The sequence below is a fragment of the Pseudomonas marvdashtae genome, assembly GCF_014268655.2.
GTDB classification, from domain to species: domain Bacteria; phylum Pseudomonadota; class Gammaproteobacteria; order Pseudomonadales; family Pseudomonadaceae; genus Aquipseudomonas; species Aquipseudomonas marvdashtae.
This window is the reverse complement of the sequence record NZ_JABWQX020000002.1, coordinates 108041-125775: the sequence shown is the minus strand read 5'-3', so window position 1 is coordinate 125775 and position 17735 is coordinate 108041. Positions and strand designations below refer to the sequence as shown.

At 60.9% G+C, this 17735-nt stretch carries 13 protein-coding genes; 8 read left to right on the top strand and 5 right to left on the bottom strand.

What is annotated here, in order from left to right:
- Window positions 1-9 precede the first annotated feature (9 nt).
- The 5 genes from HU742_RS20320 to cobG form a co-directional block, all read right to left on the bottom strand.
- Window positions 10-7053: a TcdA/TcdB pore-forming domain-containing protein gene (locus HU742_RS20320; protein WP_186644301.1), complete on the bottom strand. Its 7044-nt coding sequence runs from the start codon at window positions 7051-7053 to the stop codon at window positions 10-12.
- A 414-nt stretch (window positions 7054-7467) separates the two neighbouring features.
- The gene (cobJ, locus tag HU742_RS20315) at window positions 7468-9168 is read right to left on the bottom strand and encodes a precorrin-3B C(17)-methyltransferase (protein ID WP_186644302.1); all 1701 of its coding nucleotides are present in this window, start codon (window positions 9166-9168) and stop codon (window positions 7468-7470) included.
- Complete coding sequence (locus tag HU742_RS20310; RefSeq protein WP_186638754.1) at window positions 9165-9896, bottom strand: precorrin-2 C(20)-methyltransferase; 732 nt, start codon at window positions 9894-9896, stop codon at window positions 9165-9167. Before HU742_RS20310 ends, cobJ begins: the two co-directional genes overlap by 4 nt.
- On the bottom strand, window positions 9896-10522 hold the full coding sequence (locus tag HU742_RS20305; RefSeq protein ID WP_186610800.1) for a precorrin-8X methylmutase: 627 nt from the start codon (window positions 10520-10522) through the stop codon (window positions 9896-9898). Before HU742_RS20305 ends, HU742_RS20310 begins: the two co-directional genes overlap by 1 nt.
- Window positions 10515-11834, bottom strand: coding sequence for a precorrin-3B synthase (cobG, locus tag HU742_RS20300; protein WP_186644304.1), 1320 nt, complete (start codon window positions 11832-11834; stop codon window positions 10515-10517). Before cobG ends, HU742_RS20305 begins: the two co-directional genes overlap by 8 nt.
- Window positions 11835-12044: 210 nt before the next feature.
- On the opposite strand from cobG, the gene cbiE reads away from it, so the two are divergent.
- The 8 genes from cbiE to HU742_RS20265 all read left to right on the top strand — a co-directional run bounded on the left by cbiE (window position 12045) and on the right by HU742_RS20265 (window position 17733).
- A complete protein-coding gene (gene cbiE / locus HU742_RS20295; RefSeq protein WP_186644306.1) occupies window positions 12045-13256 on the top strand; it encodes a precorrin-6y C5,15-methyltransferase (decarboxylating) subunit CbiE in 1212 nt (403 codons plus the stop codon).
- A complete protein-coding gene (locus tag HU742_RS20290; RefSeq protein ID WP_186644307.1) occupies window positions 13249-14346 on the top strand; it encodes a cobalt-precorrin-5B (C(1))-methyltransferase in 1098 nt (365 codons plus the stop codon). The genes cbiE and HU742_RS20290 overlap by 8 nt, the downstream gene beginning before the upstream one ends.
- A gap of 26 nt (window positions 14347-14372) precedes the next feature.
- A complete protein-coding gene (locus HU742_RS20285) occupies window positions 14373-15095 on the top strand; it encodes a cobalt-precorrin-6A reductase (RefSeq protein WP_186644349.1) in 723 nt (240 codons plus the stop codon).
- A 386-nt stretch (window positions 15096-15481) separates the two neighbouring features.
- On the top strand, window positions 15482-15727 hold the full coding sequence (locus HU742_RS27125; RefSeq protein ID WP_437179904.1) for a DUF6124 family protein: 246 nt from the start codon (window positions 15482-15484) through the stop codon (window positions 15725-15727).
- 88 nt (window positions 15728-15815) lie between these two features.
- A complete protein-coding gene (locus tag HU742_RS26830) occupies window positions 15816-16091 on the top strand; it encodes a hypothetical protein (RefSeq protein ID WP_225923637.1) in 276 nt (91 codons plus the stop codon).
- Between the two features lie 269 nt (window positions 16092-16360).
- Entirely contained in the window at window positions 16361-16759 is a 399-nt protein-coding gene (locus tag HU742_RS20275) for a DUF2946 domain-containing protein (RefSeq protein WP_186644309.1), read from the top strand.
- A gap of 45 nt (window positions 16760-16804) precedes the next feature.
- Entirely contained in the window at window positions 16805-17284 is a 480-nt protein-coding gene (locus tag HU742_RS20270) for a copper chaperone PCu(A)C (protein ID WP_186638603.1), read from the top strand.
- A 14-nt stretch (window positions 17285-17298) separates the two neighbouring features.
- Window positions 17299-17733 carry a DUF2946 domain-containing protein gene (locus HU742_RS20265; RefSeq protein WP_437179903.1) on the top strand — a complete coding sequence of 145 codons (435 nt, stop codon included), beginning with the start codon at window positions 17299-17301 and terminating at the stop codon, window positions 17731-17733.
- The last annotated feature ends 2 nt before the right edge of the window (window positions 17734-17735 follow it).

Sequence of the window (17735 nt, the reverse complement as noted above, 5' to 3'; positions counted from 1 at the left end):
ACGATCAACTCATATTGTTTCCAGCGACAACTCCAAAAGTTCCTCCAGCGTAGTAACGCTCTGAATGTCTGGCAAAGCGCCTAACCGCGCTACGAGCGTCGAAACGGCATAGTGTCGGTTCGCACCGAAGTCGAGCACGACCTCGCCACGTAAGTTGACATCAGTGGCAAACACTTCACGACAGACCACACTGCATCCGCTGTTCGGGTCAATGATCACCAAATGCTCATCGACATGGCTCAACAGCAATTGGTCGGGCTCTTCGAGTTCCCAGATCACCTTGCCGGGCGTTGTCGCCACGTCGCCCAGCGAATGCCGGCAGTCGAGAATGACCGACCCAACCCGCCGCCAGGCCGATTTCGATAATCGGTAAGTCACCGCACCTTGACCCACGCGCAAGACCACGGTGGTGACATCGTCAGGCATCACTGCCAGGAGATCATCGAGGAGGGTTCCCTGGCTCTCGACGACCATTACTTCGCCTTTGCGCTGGGCATAGTTGAGCGGCCCAGCTTGCCCCTCCCGCGGAAAAGTCAGCAATGTCCCTTTCTTGCTTTCGCGAAGTAATACATTGTTCCGCCGCTGGGTTCCCAGCACTTCATATGCGGCCGGAAGGGCCGCCTTGGGCACTCGGATGACCTGCCCGGTCCGGGCGACGAACCACGTCAGGTTGTCGGGCTCCTCCACCGTCAGCAGTGCGCTGTGGGACGGGGAGCTGGCCAGCCGCTCAAGTGCCTCCTGTTCATGACCGCCCTGGGCGACTACCCACTCATGGGTGACGCCAGTGATCATTGCCGGCTCATGATCGCGCAGTCTGACCACCAGCCCCTCATAGGTGACGCCTCGCAGTCCCGGCCCATCGGCCACCAGCCCGATAAACCGCCAGGGCGCCCACTCACGCTCCGCCTCGAGCAATACATCAGCCTGTAGCAATCGCGACCCTTGCCCGAACGCGGCCCCTGCCTGTTTCAGGTCGATGAGGGACTGGCGCAATACCTCGCCCCTCTCAACGTCGAATAACCAGGCAGCTTCGCCATCCGGCGTTACGTCCAGCAGGCGGACTTGCGTTGCCTGCCTCGAATCCACCAGTAATAGCCGGTTGTCGATGTACCAGGCGTACAAGCTGGTTTTACCGCTGGAATCGGTCAAGCCCATAAGAGCAAAGCGTTCAATGGAATGCCGCCGGGCCAATGGTTCCAACGCAGGCCACCAAGCCTGCTCTTGATTCTTGAACCACTGGTTGTTCACGCCGCCCAGCACCAAGGCTCCTTCGCTGGTCAGGTCAAAGAACACGTCATCGAAAGTCGCGGCCACGTATCCATGGTGGGCAACAAAAACCTCCTTTACGTTCCCGGTCTGCATCCACCGGTTGGACCACTGTCCTATGCCGTCCACGACAGTTCGCTGCCTGCGGCACACGGCCTTGTAAGTTTCGTCATAAATGGCAAACGCATCGCCTTCCCCTGCTTGCGCCAACAGCCTCAGCCCGGTCATATGCTTTATGGAGTCAGGCCAACCACGATGATGCCTGGGTCTTGGGGCGGGACGAATGATCAGATTGTCGTCGCGACGTACCCAGGCCATATCCCGGTACGCTTCATCTGGCTTCCAACAGACGGTTACAAAGGGAGCCGGTTGCCAAGTGACGGTCTCGTAGGTGTGCTCGTTGCCGAAGGATGGCGCATAGACGTAGCCATCGGGGAGCACTTTTGACCATTCGCTCAAGTGTTGGCTGGCGCTCAGGAGCGTTTCCAACTCAGTGTCGAGGTCTCGGATGACTGAAGTCAGCAGCAGTTGCTCATCGTAAATCACATAGGCCAGCTCATCATGGACCCCGCCCTTGCGAGTGATGTGCTGTACGACATGGATGATCCCCTGTGCGTCTGCCTCGACACTTTTGATTACCGCGTCCTCAGTCATGGATCCCCATAGCCAATAGAGCCGACTCAGCACGCCGGTGGTGGCATCGACCTGGCAGATCCTTAGGTCTTTCGGATCGTAGAACCAGGCATAACCATTCACTACCGCCCCCAGAAACGTCGGCTCATCGCCTACGAGTTCGTCACGGATGTAGAGAAAGCGGTCCTCTTTTGCATCGTACCAGGCGATGACGCGTCGGTTTTCTTTCGGGTCTTCGAATGGAACCAGATAATCATGTACCGGCGTATAGGGCGCCACCAGGCGATGCTGGTGGTTCAGGGCCTTGAGATGCTCCCGCAATACCTGTTGATCCAGTCCCGATGGCACCACCTGCTCGACAACATTGAGCAGACGCGTGCTCCAATCCACTTGAAATAGCTGCTCAGTGCCGATCCGGATCAGAACCCCGTGTTGTCCTGTTCCAGTGAAGGAAACCTCAATTTCACCAATGGAGATTTTGTTCCCGGAAGACTCGAACCGAATATCGCTTTCCTTCGCTCCAGGGGCATCGAGTACCCAACTCGAGTTCAACGGTCGCACCGAATCGAAAGTAACGCTCACGCCGGGATTGAGCCGCACTGCGCATTGATTGCCTGCCCCCTGGATCTGATAAGAGACCAGGCCATGCCAGTTTGCAGGCAGTACTGGCACAACCAATGAACGAGCATTGTCATCGAGTACCACATCGATCCGCGTTGGCCGAAAGTCAGGATTGAATAGGCGATGGACTATGTATTCCCACGGCCCCCAGAAATCAAACAGCCACTTACCGGCAGTGTTCTCTTCCAGACGTCGCCCCGTGTCAAAACCTTTGTCATTGCGTGTCGTAGCGCCGGGCAGAGCCTTGTATTCATATAAATAACAAGTCTGTGGCGTGCAGGGCAAAACGATGCCCTGGCCGGCGGGCGGTGCGAATCCGACCTGATGTGGCAGTCTCAACCCCTCACGAATATTGATCGCTCGCTCGTAATCCCATTCCAACGTCGGTACCCCAAGGTGGTCACGCTGGGGATACAACTTAGGGCTGTCCAGCACCAGCACGCCTCTAGCCAAGTCCACCGTCTGGACGATCAGTGACGGGCGCGGCAGCCAAGCGTTCGAGCCAGCATTGAACTTAAAGGGATGAAGATGGGCGTGCTCCACCTCATCGAAAAACAGCCCGACTTGCTTGGCTTCTTCGGCAATGGTGGCGAATCCTTGGGCCAGTGCCGCAACCCCTACCGCCAGCCCTCCCAGTATCACCGAAGCGCCACCCAGCATCGTCCCGGCTGTCGCAGCGCCGACCACGGAGGCTCCTAACGCCGCCCCCGACAACACCAGCCCGGCCGAGTCGAAAGCCAATTGGGTGCCGAACTGGGCACGTTCAACTTCACTGTCTGCATTGGCTAATTGATAGATATCGAACCCAACATTCGCCAACTGCAAGAGCCCTCCAGTCGCTTCGCTCGCGGTGGTGCCCACGGAGGCCTTGACCACTGGCGCGACGGTGTTGGCAATCAGCTTCTCTTGCGCCAACGCTTTGCGGATCAGACCGACCAGCTCGACGATGTCGGTCACGTTGCCATGTGTTAATTGCGCGTAGTTGACATAGGCATGCAATCGCACCGCCCAGGAAAGCGTGCGAGCGTCCCCCTCCCGCCCCCTCAATGCGTTCATCAAGGCTTGTATGGCGAAACCGGCGTTCAAGGTGTGAACGCTGCCCACCGCCGTGGGATCGTTCGAAACGGTAGGGTGGTTGGCCAACGTTGAAAAACGTTCTGTGAGGTAGGTCTTTATTCGCAAAACACGAGCGTCATTCGTCTGGATCTGGATGGGATGCTCAGAATCGGCGGGATCGATCATGCTCATCCGGTACGTCCCGTCCGACAGGACCTCCAGGGTATCGAACAACGGTGCGAGTTCGGGCTTGAGCTTATTCATCTGCTGCAGGTGAGTGGCCGTTTCGGCGATCTGTTGCGCCCACCAGTGGCCATCCAACGTCAGCAGGCAACTACCCAGCCGCGGGTTGTCCTGCAACGATTGCCCTCGGGCACTGGCAACGCGCTGCCTGACCGAACGTTGCGACTGTCCTGGCAATGCGTCGGGTTGCAACAGTTCCGAAACCCTCACTGAATTGGGTAACACCTCCCGTGTCACTCGCGCGCCGTCCAGCTCGATCAAGTCGAAGGAGGGACGAGCCGCATCACCATAGGCGGCATATTGGCTGGCCATTCCTTGCTTGACGAAAAACGCCTCCAGCGCCTCGGCGAAATCTGTTGCGCTTTCGAACTCGAACACGCCGAAGTTCGGATCGTAGAAGTGATAGGCACTGCTTTTGCCTTCAGACGTCTTGGCGACCAGCATGGCGTGGTTATCGGAATTGAGCATCAGCGTACCCGTTGGCTTATTCAGCAGGATGCTGACGACCCCCTTCAGGTCAGCGCGCGCCAGCGCACTCCCTACATCGCCAACTCGCATGTCACGCATCGACTCCAGACTGTGCAGGAAAACCGCTGAATCACGGGTGTCATGCTCGACAATCGCCAGGTCGAATCGATCGCACAGGGTTTTAACCGCCCCCAGCCCCTTCGAAAAGGCTGCCGCCATCACCAGGGATAACGGATAACACCGCCCGGCCACTCGATCGCCCGGCCCCTGGAGCAACAGATCCTGCGGTACCGACCTGAACTTGTCGGGATCAGTCGCTGACAGAATATCGTTCAGCCGCATGACGACGCGGACCCGATACTCGTGCAGCGCTGCCTGCTGGATACGGGCAGCATGCTGGCCCCATTGACGTAACGTCAGCGGTTGTTCAAGGCTTATTTTCTTCAGGCCCAGTGCGGTTTCATCATGCCTGGGAAGAACGTCCGCCATGCTGGCCAACCCCGCCACGAATGCCGGCGCTTGATGAGCGAACAATGCGCGCTCAATGGTCGCGTAATCGTTGACCGTTCCAGGTTTCCTGAAACCATTGATCAAGTTGTCCAATTGCGGGCGAACCGTTTCGAAGCTGCGATTATCCAACGCCTTTGCCCCGATCAAGGCCCCCAGTTGCAGACGTTGCAAGGGGCTCAACCGAGAGACATCAAGGTCACCTTCGGCGAGTTGGTGCAGAACTTGCGAGACAGTCAATGGTTGCGTCTGTGAATCGCTCAACGATGCTGGCGGCATCGCACTGGCGCTTTGGGCAACGATCGACTGGCGGTCATCAAACCCCAGGGGAATGAGCCTGTCGAAGGTCACTGTACCGGTATGGCCAAGGTTCATGGCCGTCATGAAGGGCTCACCGAGGTTATCGGCCAGTTGCTGCAACAAATCGGTGGACAGCACATGGCGTCCTTCGATCACCGGCCAGCCCTGCTGGAAATCGATGCTTCGCCACTTGAGCAATTCTGTTAAATCCGCTGCGTAGCGTGCTCGCATCCGCCCCTCGGTCCAGCGAGCCTTTTCGGCCGTGAACCAGTTGTCGATGCTTTTAGCGTTCTCCGTCCATGAATGATCTTTCTCCTCCTCCGTAGCGTTGTTGAAACCGGTGCTCAATCGAATGGCTTTGCGCACCTGCTCAGCCACTTTTGGCGTGGAATACCTGCGGGCATATTCCAGCAGACCCGCTCGCACAGCGCCCGGCCCCGTCAGGAATATCGAGCCCTGACTCTTCGGACGAATGCCATCACTGAAGTAATCACTGATCCCGAGGCATAAGTTCGTGGCTGGGTCCTCACCCATGCTCGCTTCATTGCTGACGATATTGAATTCATCCTTGAGCACTTCGCCGGTGAGCTCGAATATGCGATCGGCCTGAAAAAATTCGATATTGCGCTTTCCGGCTTCTCGCTCGACCGCGAGCAGCGCCTGATAGTGAGTCTGCAAGCGCTCGATGATGGCTTCGCATGTCGCCGATCCGGGATGGGCGACAATCAGCGCATTGGACTCTCCCCCCTCAATTTTCGCCAATCGCAAACTGTCGGCCGGAGCGCTGCCCTGCGTGAACGGCACAAATACCTTCTCCAACGGCGGGGCACTTTTTGCGAATCGTTCCAACGCCTCGAGATGCTCCGCAGGAATAGGCTTGCTGTAGTCCTCGTATCGATTGAGCAATGCCCCGCGACCCGGCATCCAGTGGGGGTTATTGTTTAACAGCAACTGCAACACACCCAGCCGCGCGTCGGGCATCAGTTGATTGACTTCGATACCTGCCAGGTCATTGGCCAGTGGCGGCAAGAAATCCACGTCGCTGTAGACACCACCCTCGGCATGCACCACCACCAACCTCGCAAGGTCCGACGCGGCCGCGAGATTACCGCGCAAGGACATTTCACGATTATAAAAATCTTCCAGTCGAGAAAATGTCTGAAGCTTTCGAACATCGCGCAGTTGGATATTTTCTTCTTTGAGACTGCCCATGACCTGGGCATTCTCTGTCTTCAGCGCATGCAGGACTGCTTCGTCGCGACCATAGCCACTAACCAAAAGATCGATACGCGCCTCATCGGCACTTTTACCTTGTTCAAGCGCCTGCTGGATATGCATGAACATCTGGCGTTTCAATGCCGTTACTCGCGCTTCATAGAGATCAGCCAGATCATTGGCTGATGTAACAGCGTTTTCTTCGCTGAGCCACGTATCCGCTTTGGCCGCCTCGACAATGATCCGATTGGTTTCATGCACTAATAACCCGTCCGGGTCATGCCAGACATTCACAGAGAAGTCGGGCATTGTTTTTTTCCAGATGCGAAGATAGTCCAATTGAATGTCACCCAAACCTCCGCCCAGCCAGACGAAATGCAATTTCTTTGGAACTTCGGTGGCAGGTTGCTTCAGAAGTTCGAGACTATGCTGCAGGCGCGCTTCGTAATCTTCTATCTTGCTTTGAGCCCCCGCCAGCCCTCCGGCGCTGTCGGGGCTCACCCGTAAATTGGGAGCGCGGCGTCGCCTGCTATTCGCTTGAAACAAGTCAAGCGTGCGCTTCAGCAATGCCAGGGGCGTCAGCATACGAGGGCTGTCCTGAGCCTCGATACAACTGGCGTGATATCGGAGCGCAGCCAGATAGTGTTCAGATTCTTTATAAGGCAACAGCAATCCTTGCAGATCTTCCTGACTTAATAATTTACTAAACTCTACATACTGACTTAAAGCGACAAAATCATTCATAACACAATAATTCCATTTATTGTTACGACCAGATTCGACAGCAGCAGGCACTTCCTGTGCGCAGGGGTACCCCGACACGCCAACGAGTCTATCGATAAGAAAGATAAAAAAACAAACCAAGTCGAATGATGCAGCTCAGGCCGAAAAACGCCAGAACATGCCAATCAAATAAACCACCTGCGTAGCGCAACCGAACATAACGCGCCGCCGAGACTCGCTCAACCAACAAGACACTCAATACCTGTTCAAAATAAAACTACGCCGCAAGTATCCAACCAAAAACATCATGCGGGTCGGAGCCACTCACTAACATCAGACTCACTACTTTCCGCCACTCAGCGCACAAGTAGAAAAACACATGAGATAAAACAATGAACACTTCATTAAGGGCGGTCCGAACGGACCGCCCGGCTTTCATCCCGCCGGTTTGTTGCCGTACCAGCGAGGGGTGTACACCCAGTCGCCACCTTCGGCGCGAGGAAACATGCAGGTCGTGGATGAGCCAACGAGCACCATGGTGCGCATATCCACCTGATCCGGGGTTAGTTGCCCCAGGGTCGTGACACGCAAGGTCTGGCCCGGCCGCCCGATATCACGTCCCAGGACGACGGGGGTTTGCGGCGTGCGATGTTGCGCGACTATCTCCAAAGCGCGCCCCAGCTGCCATGGTCGGGAACGCGAGATCGGGTTGTAGAACGCGAGGGCCAGGTCGGCCTGGGCCGCCAGGTCCAGGCGCTTCTCGATGATCGACCAAGGCTTGAGGTTGTCCGACAGCGACATTACGCAGAAATCATGCCCCAGCGGCGCGCCGGCCTGGGCGGCGGTGGCCAGAGAGGCCGAGACGCCCGGCAGGATTTGCAGGTCCACGCTATGCCAGCGCGTATCGCTGGACTCATGCAAGGCCTCGAGTACCGCGGCCGCCATGGCGAAAACGCCGGGGTCGCCCGACGACACCACCACCACGGATCGCCCCTCGGCGGCCAGTTCGAAAGCATGTCGGGCACGCTGCATCTCTTCGCGATTGTCGGTGCAATGCTGCACCTGGTCGGCCCGGAAAGGCCCGGCCATGCGCACGTAGGTTTCATAGCCCAGCACGTCCGTAGCGCGATCCAGCTCGGCGCGCACGGCCGGCACCATCAGCTCGGCCGCGCCAGGACCAAGACCGATCACTGCCAGACGACCGCGCGGGCGGCCGATTCGTTGCGGGTCGACGGGTTGCTCGGCCACGGCGATGGCTACGCCGTCCAAGACCTGAAGGGATACCGGCTGGCCCATGGCATCGCCCAGCCACTGCGCCACGTTTGCGTTGGCCGCAACAAAGCGCAGCGGCACGCCCAAGGCCGAAGCGGCTTGCTGCAATTCGGAGCGCGGCATATCGCTGTCCGCTGCCAACAGGCATGCCAGCGACTGGGGCGCGAGACCGGCCTGGGCCAGCGCTTGCACACTGAGGTTCGATATATCCGTCGCGCCAGCACTCACCGCGATCACCACATTGCGCGGATAGATGCGCAGCTCGTCCGCTGTCGGTACTCCAGCGGCACTGTCGATGCGGATCGCCAGCCGCGCCTGCGCGTCCTGAGGCAACTGCGCCTGATCCAGCCAAGGCGCCGCGCCTTCGACCCGCACCGTTTCACCGGCGAGGAGATCGGACACGAAGCGCTTGCCCTGTTCCAGGTCGCCGAGGCTATAGCCGCTTGGCGGGTTGAGCAGGCACGTGCCGAAACGCAATTCGCCGCTGGTGGTGATCGCTGGCGCGACGTGCAGCGCTGCCGCGATGTCCCGGGCCATGCCATTCACACCACCGAGGCCGCCCAACAGTGGCACCACGGCGCTGCCATCCTCGGCCACCGCGAGCACCGGCGGTTCGGCGCCTTTTTCCAGCAACAGCGGCGCCAGGGTGCGGATGACAATGCCCGCCGCGCACAGGGCGATGATCGGCGTGTCCCGTTGGTAGAGTTCGCGCAACGTCGCACCAAACTCGAGGTATTGCCGATCACCCTTGACTCGACCAGCCAGGCCGTGGATCAAGGCGTCGGGGTAGCGCTGCTGAATCCGTCGGGCCGTCGCCAGGCTGCCTTGGCCGAGGATGACAATTGCCGGAGCCTTTGAAGTCATCCCTGCCACCGCTCGCCAGGGACGATGATCAGCGAGAAATACGGCGAAGACATCGGCTCTACTTCATCAAGCGGGACGATTTTCTGGTTGGCCATGGTCGCGCGTTCGACGTACAGCGCCCGCCCGTCCATGCCCAGTTCCTGGAGCACTTGGCGAACCTTGGGGAAATTGCGCCCCAGCTTCATGATCACCGCCGCATCCGCATCCGCCAGTCGCCGCTTGAGATCCTCGTGCGGCAGCACGCCCGACAACACCGACAGGCTCTGGTTGCGATAGACCAGCGGCGCACCGAGCACCGAGGCACCGCCCAGCATCGAACACACGCCGGGAATGACCTGGGCCTCGTAGCGCTCGGCCAACCGATCATGCAAATACATATAGGATCCGTAGAAAAACGGATCGCCCTCGCAGATCACGGCCACGTCGCGGCCGGCATCCAGGTGTACCGCCAATTGCTCGGCGGCGGTGTCGTAGAAATCGGCGATCACCTGTTCGTAGGACAGCGGCGCCGGCAACGCTTCGGTGGTGACTGGGTAGACCAGCGGCAGCAACGTCTGCGCATCCTGCAAATGAGCCTCGATGATGCCGAAGGCGTTGCCCTTCTTGCCCTTGGCGACAAAGTACGCCACCACGGGCGATTCACGCAGCAGGCGCAAGGCCTTGACGGTAATCAGTTCCGGATCACCTGGCCCCACGCCAAGGCCGATCAGACGTCCAGGCTGCTGCATCATTCAACCTCCGTGGCGAGGGCATTGACGGCGGCGGCGGCCATGGCACTGCCGCCGAGCCGGCCTTGCATGATCACGAACGGAACGCCACGGCTGTCGGCCGCCAGCATCGCCTTGGACTCGGCGGCACCGACGAAGCCCACCGGGAAACCGAGGATCAGTGCCGGTTTCGGCGCGCCGGCATCGAGCATTTCCAACAGGTAGAACAGCGCGGTCGGCGCGTTGCCAATGACCACGACGCTGCCTTCCAGATGTGGGCGCCATAGCTCCAGGGCGGCGGCTGAGCGGGTGTTGCCCAACTCGCGGGCAAGCTCCGGGACGCTGTCATCGCGCAGGGTGCAGATCACTGGGTTATTGGCCGGCAAACGCGCGCGGGTTACGCCTTCACTGACCATCCGCGCGTCGCACAGAATCGGCGCGCCAGCAGCCAGCGCTTCGCGCCCGGCCTTGCCGGCGCCGTCGGAGAATTGCAGCCCGTCGATGGCCTCGACCATGCCGCAGGCGTGGATCACTCGCACGGCCAGTTTCTCCAGATCGGCCGGAATGCGCGCAAGGTTGGCCTCGGCACGAATGATCGCGAAGGAGTTGCGATAGATCTCCTGACCGTCGCGGATGTAATCAAGCATCAAGGGGGCTCCGGGGGTGAGCGTCGAGCCAGCGGCCGAGCGCTTCGATTGTCAGATTGTGTGCTTGCAGCGCGCCGAAACCCGGCAGCGTGGCATCGCGAAAATATAGGTCGTAACGACCGGGTGCGACCGCCAGCAAGGTGGCAGGCGCGATGTGTGCCGCCGCGCAGGAACGCGGGCAGCCGGACAGATGAACCTTCACGGCATGACGCTGGCCTTGCAGCAGCTCGGCCAGTTGACGGGCGTCGGCCTTGGTGTCGGCCAGGGCCTTGGCGCAGCCACTGGAACCGGTGCAGGCGATGATGTGCGCCAGCGGCTGATCAAGCGAACACACTAGGCCCAACGCCTCTAGCCGTTCCAACACTTCCCCGGCGTCCTCACCGCGCACGTTGGGCAGCAGCAGGCTTTGCCAAGGGGTAAAACGAAGGCTGCCGTCGCCCTTCTCCCGCGCCACCTGACCCGCCTCCCGCAGCATGGCCGCATCGAGCCGGCCAAGAGGCGCCCCCGCACCGACGTAGACGCGGTCGTTGTGCTGGGCATGGATACCGATGTGCAATTCATCGATCGACGCTTCCCGCTGCCAATCCAGGCAAGGTTGCAGGGGCACGCGAGAGGCCAATCGGGTCACGAGTTCATCTTCAGCGATCTCGGCCAGCAAATGGCGCATGCGCGTCTGGTCCGGGCGGGCCAGGTCGAGAAACAGCTCCAGCACCGCCACCACCAAGGTATGTCCCTGGGCCAGGGGCACCCTGCCCGCGGGCTTGTCCAGCGGGGTACCGGCCAGGCCAAAGGCCAGCCAGGGCTCGCCGTCGCGCAAAAGGGCCGACAGCCACAGGTCGTGGTGATGTTCGAGCATTGCCAGTGCTTCGCCGCCGTCCAGTTGCACGGCGAACTTGGCCGACAGTTCATGGAAGCGTTCATGAGTTTGCAGGGTGAAGAGGATCTGCGCGGCCAACGGGCGGGTGTCGAACAGCATCTGCCGATCGATCCCGGCCGACGGGCTGAGCATCAGGTTGCGCACGTCATCGCCAGCCGGAGTGCGCGGGCCAAGCCCGGCGGCCAGCAGTGGCTCGATCAGCGCGTTGTGCTCGGGACCGATCCCACGGATTTGCAGGTTGGCCCGGTTGGTCGCCTCGATCACGCCCCCGGCGAACCGCTCGGCCACCGCCGCCACGGCTTCGGCCTGATCCGCCTGGATGCAGCCACCATCGAGCTTGATCCGACAGATCCCCCCATCCAGCGCCTGGACGACACGCAGCAACCCCGGACAACCGGAGGGGCGTACGACGAGGGAGGATGGACGTTCGTTCAAAGGAAGACCGGCAAATAAGAAACGCCACAGTGGCGAGGAGCGCCATTATGCCTGCTTTGCCGCGGGTCATGAAAAGCTTGCGGGTCGGAATGCTGGTGGTGGGCACACACGGATGGTTCACGCCTGATCCGCCGGGGCGCGGTATTATGGCGGCCCGGTTCGCGGCGGCAACCTGCCTGTCGATCAACCCCATCTATTCGAGGAACAGAGATGACCCCCTGGCTGACCGTAGTGGGCATCGGTGAAGACGGTTTCAAGGGCCTGGGCCGGACGGCCCGCCATGCCTTGCTACGTGCATCGCGCATTGTGGGCAGCGCTCGCCAGTTGGCGTTGCTGCCGCTGTGTATCCGTGGCGAACGGGAATCGTGGCCTAGCCCGTTTTCCCTGGAGCCGCTGCTCGCTCGGCAGGGCGAACCGGTGTGTGTGCTGGCCAGCGGCGATCCGATGTTCTACGGCGTGGGCGCCAGCCTGGCGAAACAGGTGCCAAGTGATCAGATGCTGGTCATCCCGGCGCCGTCGTCCTGTTCGCTGGCGGCGGCACGCATGGGCTGGCCGCTGCAGGACGTGGTCACGCTGTCGCTGGTGGCGCGCCCCTTGGCCGCGCTCAATGGGCATTTATCCACAGGTGTCCGGCTGTTGCTGCTGAGCAACGACCGCCACAGCCCTGCCGCCGTGGCGACGTTGCTGCGCGAGCGCGGCTTCGGCCCGAGCGCCATGACGGTGCTGGAACATTTAGGCGGCGCGGCAGAACGACGGATCGAAAGCACTGCGACGCGATGGTCCGATGAAACCGTCGCCGACCTGAACCTGATCGCCCTCGAATGCCGGGCCGAACCGTCGACACAGCGCTTGTCACGCCTGGCCGGTCTGCCAGACAGCGCATTCGAGCATGACGGCCAGTTGACCAAGCGCGACGTGCGCGCCATCACCCTCGCCCGCCTTGCCCCGACGCCCGGTGAATTGCTCTGGGATGTCGGCGCCGGCAGCGGCTCCATCGGCATCGAATGGATGCGCGCCCATCCCAGTTGCCGGACCCTGGCCATCGAAGCCGACGAAAGTCGCCAAGGCTTGATCGAACGCAACCGCGACAGCCTCGGCGTACCGGGCCTGCAGCTGATTCGCGGCAGTGCCCCGCAGGCGCTGGAGAACCTCGAACGTCCGGACGCGGTGTTCATCGGTGGCGGCGTCACCCGAGAAGGCGTGCTCGACGCTTGCTGGGCCCAGCTCAAGCCCGGCGGTCGGTTGGTCGCCAATGCCGTGACCCTGCAAAGCGAAATGACCCTGATGCACTGGCGCGAACGCCACGGCGGCGAGCTGACCCGCATCCACATCGCCCAGGCCCAGCCATTGGGCGAGTTCGACACCTGGCGCCAGGCCTTGCCGATCACCTTGCTGGACCTGACGAAACCTCTCGATGCGTGACGAAACCGCCGAACAACCCGCCCCCTTGCGCAGTGGCCTGACCACCGGCAGCTGCGCCACGGCCACCAGCCTGGCAGCCGCGCGACTGCTGCTTTGCGGCACCGAAGCCGATGCCGTGGAAATCGTATTGCCCAAGGGTAAGCAGGTGCAGATGCGCCTGGAGTTCTGCCGGTTGACCGAGCAAGGCGCCGAGGCCGGAACGATCAAGGACGCCGGCGATGACCCGGACGTGACCCACGGCGCGCTCCTGTTTTCCCAAGTACGCTTGGTCGCCGAGCCCGGCGTGCGCTTCGTCGCCGGTCGTGGCGTGGGCACGGTAACGCGACCGGGGTTGGTGCTGGGCGTCGGCGAACCGGCGATCAACCCGGTGCCGCGCCAGATGATCAACGATCACTTGGGCCGCTTGGCCGAGGAAAGCGCTTACACCGGTGGTTTCGAAGTCACGGTCAATGTCGAGGGCGGCGAAGCCCTGGCGCTGAAAACCATGAACCCGCGCCTGGGCATCCTCGGCGGCCTGTCGATCCTCGGCACCAGCGGCATCGTCCGGCCGTTTTCCTGTGCGGCCTACATTGCCTCGATCCACCAAGGCATCGACGTGGCGAAAACCAACGGCTACCTGCACATCGCCGCCTGCACCGGCAATGCCAGCGAAGACACCATGCGCCGGGTCTACGACCTGCCGGAAATCGCCCTGATCGAAATGGGCGACTTCGTCGGCGCCGTGCTCAAGCATGTGCGCAAGGTGCCGGTGGAAAAACTCAGCCTCTGCGGCGGCTTTGGCAAGATCAGCAAACTCGCCGCCGGCCACATGGACCTGCACAGCCGCCACTCGAGCATCGACCTGCCACAACTGGCCGAATGGGCGGCTGCCATCGGTGCCGATGAAGTTTTGCAGCAGGGGATCCGAGAAGCCAACACCAGCCAACAGGCCCTGGCAATGGCCAGTGCCGCCGGCATTGCCTTGGGCGACGCGGTGTGCGAGCACGCGCTGGCCTTCGCGCGCAGTGTGGTGCCGGCCCTGGTCCAGGTCGAAGTCTTCGCCATCGACCGCCAGGGCGGGATTGTCGGTCATGCCGGAGCCTTGTCATGAAGAGACTTGTCATGAAAAGCCTTGCGATGAAACGCATCCTGCTGCTCGGTGGCGTCACCGAAGCCCTGGCCATCGCCCGCACGCTTGGCCCCCAGCACATCTACAGCCTGGCAGGCATCGGTCGCATCCCCAACGACCTGGCCTGCCAGGTCCGCGTCGGTGGCTACGGCGGCGCCGAAGGGCTGGCGCAATTCATCCGCGCCGAGGGCATCGACCTGCTGCTGGACGCCACCCACCCCTACGCCGCCCAGATCAGCCACAACGCCGCCCACGCGGCCCGCGCCTGTGGCATTCCCTGCTGGGCGCTGCGCCGTCCGACTTGGCAACCCCGGGCTGGCGATGACTGGCGCGAAGTGGCCGACTGGGCCGAATTGATCCAGGCGCTGCGTCCCTTCCAACGCCCCTTGTTCACCCTCGGCCGTGAGCCGCTGCAACATTTGCATGAAATTCCGCCGGAGCAATTCTGGACCCTGCGTGCCCTGGACGTTTATCCCGGTAACGAACGCTGCGAAGTGATTGGGGCCCGTGGGCCGTTTCACATCGAGGGCGAGCGAGAGCTGTTCGAACGACGGCAGATCGATGTGCTGGTGAGCAAGAACAGCGGCAGTACGGCTACTGAACCGAAGCTGGAGGTGGCGCGGGAGCGAGGGGTGCCGGTGTTGGTGCTGAGGCGGCCGGTGTTGGTGGGGGTGGATCGGGAGTTTGGGACGGTGGATGAAGTGTTGCAGGGGCTGCTGCAGTTGATCTGACAGAAAACTGCACCGTCCTACAAGCCTGTCCTGTCAGAACTACGTCAGCAGGCTACATCACCTTGCGTCGCTGCCTACAACTACGCCAGAATCCGCCGGCTTGTGCGCCTTGGAGGCCCTCGGTAACTTGATTCCCGTCACTGCCCTTCAGTGATCGGGTTTAGTCGCCCGAGGTTTTCAGCGGGTTCACAAGCTTCGTCAGTCAGGTATTTCATCCCTGCACTTGATGGTGGTTGTGCGCAGGGCGCCTTCGGGCGCGCCGGTAATGCTGGACTCCCCGGTCGACTAACCTGCGCACAGCCGCCGCCCTGTGGCGAGGGAGCTTGCTCCCGCTGGGCTGCGCAGCAGCCCCAAAAAAGTGGACGCGATATTCCTGACACACCGCAATGTCCGGTTTTAGGGCCGCTCCGCGCTGGAGCGCCAGCCCGGCCCAGCGGGAGCAAGCTCCCTCGCCACAAAGATCTCATTCGTCTTCAGACGGGGGCAACATTCCCGAAGGGACAGCCATGGTCAGCGACCTCGCATTCGATCTGGAGGGCTCGCGACGACATATCGCGCAAGGGGTCCAGCAGATGATTGAGTTGAGCCAGTTGTTGGCAAATCGGGCGCTGGATGTGGTCGATCCGAGATAAGCGACAGGGCCTTGGGTTTGATCAAAGCGATTGATCAAACCCCTCGCCACAAAAACCACGCATGTTCTCTGGTCCCACAGGTGAATAAATGGCCCTTACACGAAACTATAAACATACGATTGCGGAACGCGCCAAAAGCGATCCAGCGGTCGCCCGAATTCTGCGAGATGAAGCCTTCACACGTTTCGATGCTGCCAGCTATCTCCAAACGGCAGAGGAAAAGTTGGCTTATCTTGATGCTTGCCTGGAAGAAGATAAGGGTGACGGCGTCTTGATTCGAGCAACCCTCAACGATATCGCCCGGGCAAACGATATAGCACAGGCTTATACCGGCGCAGATCGGGAACGACTGGATATCAAATGATCAATAATGCCCGTGGCGAGGGAGCTTGCTCCCGCTGGGCTGCGCAGCAGCCCCAACGCTATTTTCCTGAAACACCGCAATGTCCGGTTTTAGGACCGCTTCGCGCCCCAGCGGGAGCAAGCTCCCTCGCCACGAAAGCACTCACCTTAAAATATGTTGCTACTGTTAACACCAGCCCTGCGACCCTACACCGCACGTGGCTTTTTTACTTCTGTCCCCCGATCAGGCTAAATACCGCCACCTGATCGCCCAACCGAGCGGATTGCCCCATGTCCCGACAACGGCTTGCATTTGCCTGGATCGCCTGCTTCGCAGTGCTGTTCAACATGCTTGCCATGCCGCTTTCCAACAGCGGTGGCGCGACCGCCAATTCGCCAGCCGAGCAAATGCTATGGGGCAGTTTCTGCTCCTCCAGCGGCACGAAAATGGTCGCGGTGTCCCTGGGCACGTTCGAACAGGGCACGCCACAGCAAGACAATCACTCGACGATGCAGCATTGCTGGTGCTGCTCAGGTCCGGCGCCGTTGGTGGCGCTCGCCGGGCATGCCCCGCAGTTGTATCTGGATGCACAGCTGGCCCATCACGGTGCCGTCCACTCGACGCTCGACAGCCCCACGCCGCGCCAGCAATGGCCCAGCCTCAATCCCCGCGCCTCACCTCTGGCCTGATTCTTCCGCATAAAACTGCGCCCTGAATCGTTCCGGAGAATTGCCATGTTGAACAGACTTATCCTGCTGGCTGCCCTGCTGCTTCCCGTCGGCTTCGCCCAAGCTCATCAATACAAGGCGGGCGATCTTGAAATCGCTCATCCATGGTCCCAGGAATTGCCGCCCAACGCGCCGACCGTGGCCGCCTATTTCGTCATCCACAACAGCGGCACCACCGCCGACAAGCTGCTCAGCGTCGACTCGCCCATTGCCGGCAAGGCCGAGCTTCATGAGCATGTGATGCAAAACGACTTGATGAAGATGCAGCCGGTGCCCGTCGTGAGTATCGCTCCCGGTGCGACCATCACCTTCGCACCGATGGCCTACCATGTAATGCTGCTGGACCTGAAGGACCGAAGCCTGCTCAGCGACGGCAAACGCTTCCCCATGACCCTGCATTTCGAAAAGGCCGGGGATGTCACGGTTGATGTCGCGGTGCAGAAAAAAGCACCCGACGGCACCAAGAAACATATGCACGGCCAATAAGACGTAGCCGCCCAATGCAATCGCCTCGCGCCAGCCTGTCCACGCACCGCCGTCAGCCCATGAGCCTGACCCGCGGCAGCTGGATCAGCCTGTTCGCCATGCTTATGATCTTTATCGGTCCGCTGGTTTCCCAGTCGATGCCGATGGATCAACGCATGTCTTCGTCCATGCCTGTGTCCATGAGCATGGAGATGGGCATGGACATGACGGCGCACGAAGCGCCGGCAGCCGAGCATTGCCCGCCCCAGGGCGAGCACCATGCGCTGTGGGAAAAATGCGGTTATTGCAGCCTGCTGTTCAACTGCCCCGCCCTCACTGGCGGCCATACTTTCACCGTCTTCGACGCGTCGCCCACACATACCTATAACGGTCCCTCGCCGCGCCTGGGCCACGCCCGGCCAGCATTCTTCCCCGGTGCCCGCACGCGCGCACCACCCATCGTCGCGTAGCC

Bases quoted from the DNA above. Each gene is read 5' to 3' on its own strand.
- HU742_RS26830 (WP_225923637.1), top strand. From the start codon at position 15,816: ATGGCCCTTACACGAAACTATAAACATACGATTGCGGAACGCGCCAAA.
- HU742_RS20270 (WP_186638603.1), top strand. From the start codon at position 16,805: ATGTTGAACAGACTTATCCTGCTGGCTGCCCTGCTGCTTCCCGTCGGC.
- HU742_RS20310 (WP_186638754.1), bottom strand. From the start codon at position 9,896: ATGCAGCAGCCTGGACGTCTGATCGGCCTTGGCGTGGGGCCAGGTGAT.
- HU742_RS27125 (WP_437179904.1), top strand. From the start codon at position 15,482: ATGTCCGGTTTTAGGGCCGCTCCGCGCTGGAGCGCCAGCCCGGCCCAG.
- cobJ (WP_186644302.1), bottom strand. From the start codon at position 9,168: ATGACTTCAAAGGCTCCGGCAATTGTCATCCTCGGCCAAGGCAGCCTG.
- HU742_RS20290 (WP_186644307.1), top strand. From the start codon at position 13,249: ATGCGTGACGAAACCGCCGAACAACCCGCCCCCTTGCGCAGTGGCCTG.
- HU742_RS20305 (WP_186610800.1), bottom strand. From the start codon at position 10,522: ATGCTTGATTACATCCGCGACGGTCAGGAGATCTATCGCAACTCCTTC.
- HU742_RS20275 (WP_186644309.1), top strand. From the start codon at position 16,361: ATGTCCCGACAACGGCTTGCATTTGCCTGGATCGCCTGCTTCGCAGTG.
- HU742_RS20285 (WP_186644349.1), top strand. From the start codon at position 14,373: ATGAAACGCATCCTGCTGCTCGGTGGCGTCACCGAAGCCCTGGCCATC.
- HU742_RS20320 (WP_186644301.1), bottom strand. From the start codon at position 7,053: ATGAATGATTTTGTCGCTTTAAGTCAGTATGTAGAGTTTAGTAAATTA.
- HU742_RS20265 (WP_437179903.1), top strand. From the start codon at position 17,299: ATGCAATCGCCTCGCGCCAGCCTGTCCACGCACCGCCGTCAGCCCATG.
- cbiE (WP_186644306.1), top strand. From the start codon at position 12,045: ATGACCCCCTGGCTGACCGTAGTGGGCATCGGTGAAGACGGTTTCAAG.